3 protein-coding genes are annotated in these 4,418 nt (G+C 32.4%); all 3 read left to right on the top strand.

Annotated elements, in window-relative coordinates:
• Positions 1 to 59: 59 nt before the first annotated feature.
• Positions 60 to 914, top strand: coding sequence for an AraC family transcriptional regulator (locus OZ002_RS13205; RefSeq protein WP_010728908.1), 855 nt, complete (start codon positions 60 to 62; stop codon positions 912 to 914).
• Positions 915 to 1,010: 96 nt separating this feature from the next.
• Positions 1,011 to 3,260 carry an alpha-galactosidase gene (locus OZ002_RS13210; protein WP_002314387.1) on the top strand — a complete coding sequence of 750 codons (2,250 nt, stop codon included), beginning with the start codon at positions 1,011 to 1,013 and terminating at the stop codon, positions 3,258 to 3,260.
• A gap of 2 nt (positions 3,261 to 3,262) precedes the next feature.
• The coding region (locus tag OZ002_RS13215; protein WP_129977435.1) for an MFS transporter at positions 3,263 to 4,418 on the top strand (1,156 nt) is incomplete at its 3' end.

The raw sequence follows: 4,418 nt of genomic DNA on the forward strand, positions 1-4,418 counted from the left end.
TGTAATAATATAAACATAATAAAACAAAAATTATCCAAATCTAACATAGGAGGGTGGATATGGAAAATTCTCTATATTTAGTAACAGAACCTAACACTCAGCTGAAAGATTGTTACTTTAATTTTTGTGGGTATTCAAAAACAGAACCTAGACATAGTTTTGGACCAGCTATTCGAGAACAATACTTAATACACATAGTGCTAGAAGGTGAAGGCTATTATTCAATTAATGATCAAAAATATTTTCTGAAGAAAGGCCAAGGATTTGTTATCCCACCAGGAGTATCTACTTTTTATCAAGCAGATAAAAAAAATCCGTGGTCATATGTATGGTTGGGTTTAAGTGGCAATCTTGTAGAATACTATCTAAAAGAAATTGGTGTTGGAAAGAATCATCTTACCTTTAAAGTCGAAAATTTAAATTCATTTAAAGGATTAATTTTTGAAACTTTATCGTATGATCAGGACAATCTAGTCAGTGAATTGTCCAGACAAAAACAAGTTTATAAATTTTTAGAACTCCTCTTAAATTCAGCTAGTTATCTGAACGAAGGGATAATTACTAAAAAGATGAATCCTTTTGTTCGTCAAACAATTGAAATAATACGTGAGAATGCGTATCAAAAATTATCTGTTAAAGATATTGCTGTCAGTCTATCGATACACGAAAATTATTTATCACGATTGTTTAAGAATGATATGGGAATATCAATAAAAGAGTATATTAGTGAAATCAAAATTTCTATTGCAAACGATCTGTTATCATCAACTGAATATTCAATCCAGCAAATCAGTGACAAGATAGGATTCTCAACAGTACAATCTTTTTCTAAAGCCTTTAAGAAAGCAAATGGTGTTTCACCGGGAGTATATCGAAAACGTAGATTAGGTCTAGGAATCATTAATGGTGAATAAACTAAACATTTGATTTTGATAAATATTCGTTACTTTAAACGCTTACTATTTATGTGAGCGTTTTTTATAATGCAATAAAGAAACGGAGGAGAGCTTATGTATAAGGATAATGAAATGAATATTATTTATCGATCAGAAAACCAACAATTTCATTTGTTTAATCAGGAGATAAGTTACATTTTTAAGATATCGGAAGATGGTAAATTATTGCATTTATATTATGGTGAGAACTTACCAGATAATGACTATAGTCATCTAATTGAGATGCATCATCGGCCTATGACAACCTATAGAAATGAAAACGATTTGCTATATTCGTTAGAGCACTTAAAACAAGAATTTCCTGAATATGGTACAACAGATTTTAGACATCCTGCTATTTCATTACTACAGAAAAATGGCTCTCGCTTATCAGATTTTGTCTATCAAGGGTACGAAGTGGAAGAAGGAAAACCTAAACTAGAAGGTTTACCTGCTACCTATGTTGATAATAATGATGAAAGCAAAACATTGAAAGTTTATATTTTAGATTCAGTTACAAATGTTCAAGTAGAATTATTATATACAATTTATAGAGATTATCCTGTTATTACTCGTAGCGCGCGAGTTATGAATAAAGGAAAAGATATTCAAATAATCGAGAATATTAGCAGTTTATCATTGGATTTACCCGATGCAAATTATGAATGGCAACAATTATCTGGTGCTTGGGGTAGAGAAAGAACTATTAAGTCGCGTACTTTACAACAAGGAATTCAATCAATCGAATCTACTCGAGGTATTTCAAGCCATCAGCATAACCCATTTGTTACTTTAAAAAGAAAAAATACTGATGAAAATCAAGGAGAAGCTATTGGTGCAGCACTAGTTTACTCAGGAAACTTCTTAATTCAAGCAGAAGTAGATACATGGGATGTTACTAGACTACAAGTTGGCATCAATCCATTTGGATTTAATTGGAAACTCAATCCAGGAGAAATATTTACAGCACCAGAAGCGATTCTGGTTTATTCAAGTAAGGGTTTAAATGCCATGAGTCAAACTTTTCATCAACTATTTAGAAAACGCTTAGCTCGTGGTAAGTGGCGAGAAAAAGACCGTCCTGTCTTAATTAATAATTGGGAAGCAACATATTTTGATTTTGACGAAGAAAAGTTGGTAAATATTGCTAAAAAAGCATTTGATGTTGGTATTGAATTATTTGTATTAGATGATGGCTGGTTTGGAGAAAGAGAAAACGATTGTGCAGGATTAGGAGATTGGCATGTAAATCCTAAAAGACTACCTAGAGGAATCGGCAGCCTTTCAGAAAAAATTCGTAGTTTTGGTATGAAATTTGGTTTATGGTTTGAACCTGAAATGGTGAATAAGGATAGTGAGTTATATCGCACACATCCGAATTGGATTATTTCTACACCTAATCGAAAACCTAATCATGGTAGGAACCAATATGTATTAAATTTTGGGTTAGATGAGGTTGTTGAAAATATTTTCGATCAAATGTGTAAAATCATTGATGAATCAAACTTAGATTACATTAAGTGGGATATGAATCGTCCATTGACTGATGTATTTGACAGTCACTTGTCAGCAGATCAACAAGGAGAAGTATTCCACAGATATGTACTAGGCGTATATCGCTTATATGAAAAACTTATAACAAAATATCCTAACATACTATTTGAGTCTTGTTCATCAGGTGGTGGGCGCTTTGATCCTGGAATGCTTCACTATGCACCTCAAGCTTGGGCTAGTGATGATTCAGATGCAATTGAAAGGTTAAAAATTCAATATGGAACTAGTATGCTGTATCCTCTTTCGTCTATTGGTGCTCATGTATCAATTGTTCCAAATCATCAAACAAACCGTATAACACCTATAAAAACTAGAGGAAATGTAGCTTTTTTTGGTGCATTTGGATATGAGCTTGACTTAAATGAATTAAGTGAAGGCGATTTGAGGATTGTAAAAGAACAAATTGCCTTTTATAAAAAATATAGAACCATAATTCATAATGGTACTTTTTATAGACTATTATCACCATTCGATGATGATAATCAAACCGCGTGGATGGTTGTTAGTCATGATAAGAAAACGGCTATTGTTGCTCATTATAAAACATTAAATGAGGTAAATGCTCCTTACCGCCGACTGAAATTAAAAGGGTTAGATAATGACGGACTTTATAATGTAGGACAAAATAGTTTGCGATCTGGAATGGAATTGATGAGAGCAGGACTAGTCTGTTCAGATGCATCTAGTGGACAAATAAATGATCAGAATCGACGCCCAGAAACATTTGATTTTGATTCCAAGATTTGGGTTATAACACAGGAGGAAAAGTAGAGATGAATAACCAAAAAAGCTTACTTCAAAAAGGAGCAATCTTAAGTATTTCACTAATGTTAACAAGCTCTCAAGCAATTAATGGTGTTATTCCACAAATGAAACAGTCTTTGGGGATATCACAAAGTCAAAGTGAACTTTTAGGAACTGCACCAAGTATAACTGTTATTTTGTTTATCTTATTATCTAGTTACTTTGCCAAAAGAATAGGAATGAAAAAGACAATAATTTTAGGTTTATTATTAGCTGGTATAGGAGGAATTATTCCAGTATTTACAGCTACCTTCCAAACCGTTCTTATTAGTCGAGTAATATTAGGTGCCGGTTTAGGAGTATATAATTCATTGGCTGTGACATATATCAGCTCTTTATACTCTGGCAATACTAGAGCAACGCTATTAGGTATTAGAAATTCAATGGAAGCTTTAGGTCAGACAATCCTTATTTTTCTTGCTGGAGTTTTAGTGAACATTAATTGGACGGCTTCGTTTTTAGTCTATGCAATTGCGTTTCCTGTAGCTCTCTTATTCGCGCTAAAAGTTCCTGAAATTAGAGATGAAAATAGTGACATACCTGAAAATCATGTAAAAGAAAAGATGAATCCAATGGTTTTTGCCCTAGTTCTATTTGCAATCTTACTCGTAATGAATAGTATTGCTATTTCTGTACGATTTGCATCAATTGCAACTGAAATTAAAGGGGTAAACTTTAATGCTAGTAACTATTTAGCTCTAATGCCTATCTTAGGAATACTAGCAGGATTTATGTTTGGACCAATAAATAAGTGGATAGGAAAAGGAACCCTATACTTGGGAATTATATTCTTTATAATTTCAAATTTGTTAATTGCTGTGTCAAACGGTAATATGACGTTCCTGCTAACAGGTTTATTTTTATCAAGTATAACAGGATCATGGTGCTTCCCATTTATCTTTAGTAACTTAGATAAAGTCACTACAAAGAATACAATTAATTTTGCTACTTCATTGATTTTTATTGGCTGTAATATTGGTAATTTTATAGCTCCTATTGCTATGCAATTAGCACAATTTCTAACAAGAAGTACAAATTTGACTGCTCCATTTTTTGTATTCGCAGGAATATTTATTGTGATCCTATTTGTAACATTTTTTGCGACAAATAAAAAAAATACTAGAG

This window comes from Enterococcus sp. E4-150, assembly GCF_035726465.1.
Lineage (GTDB): Bacteria > Bacillota > Bacilli > Lactobacillales > Enterococcaceae > Enterococcus_B > Enterococcus_B faecium.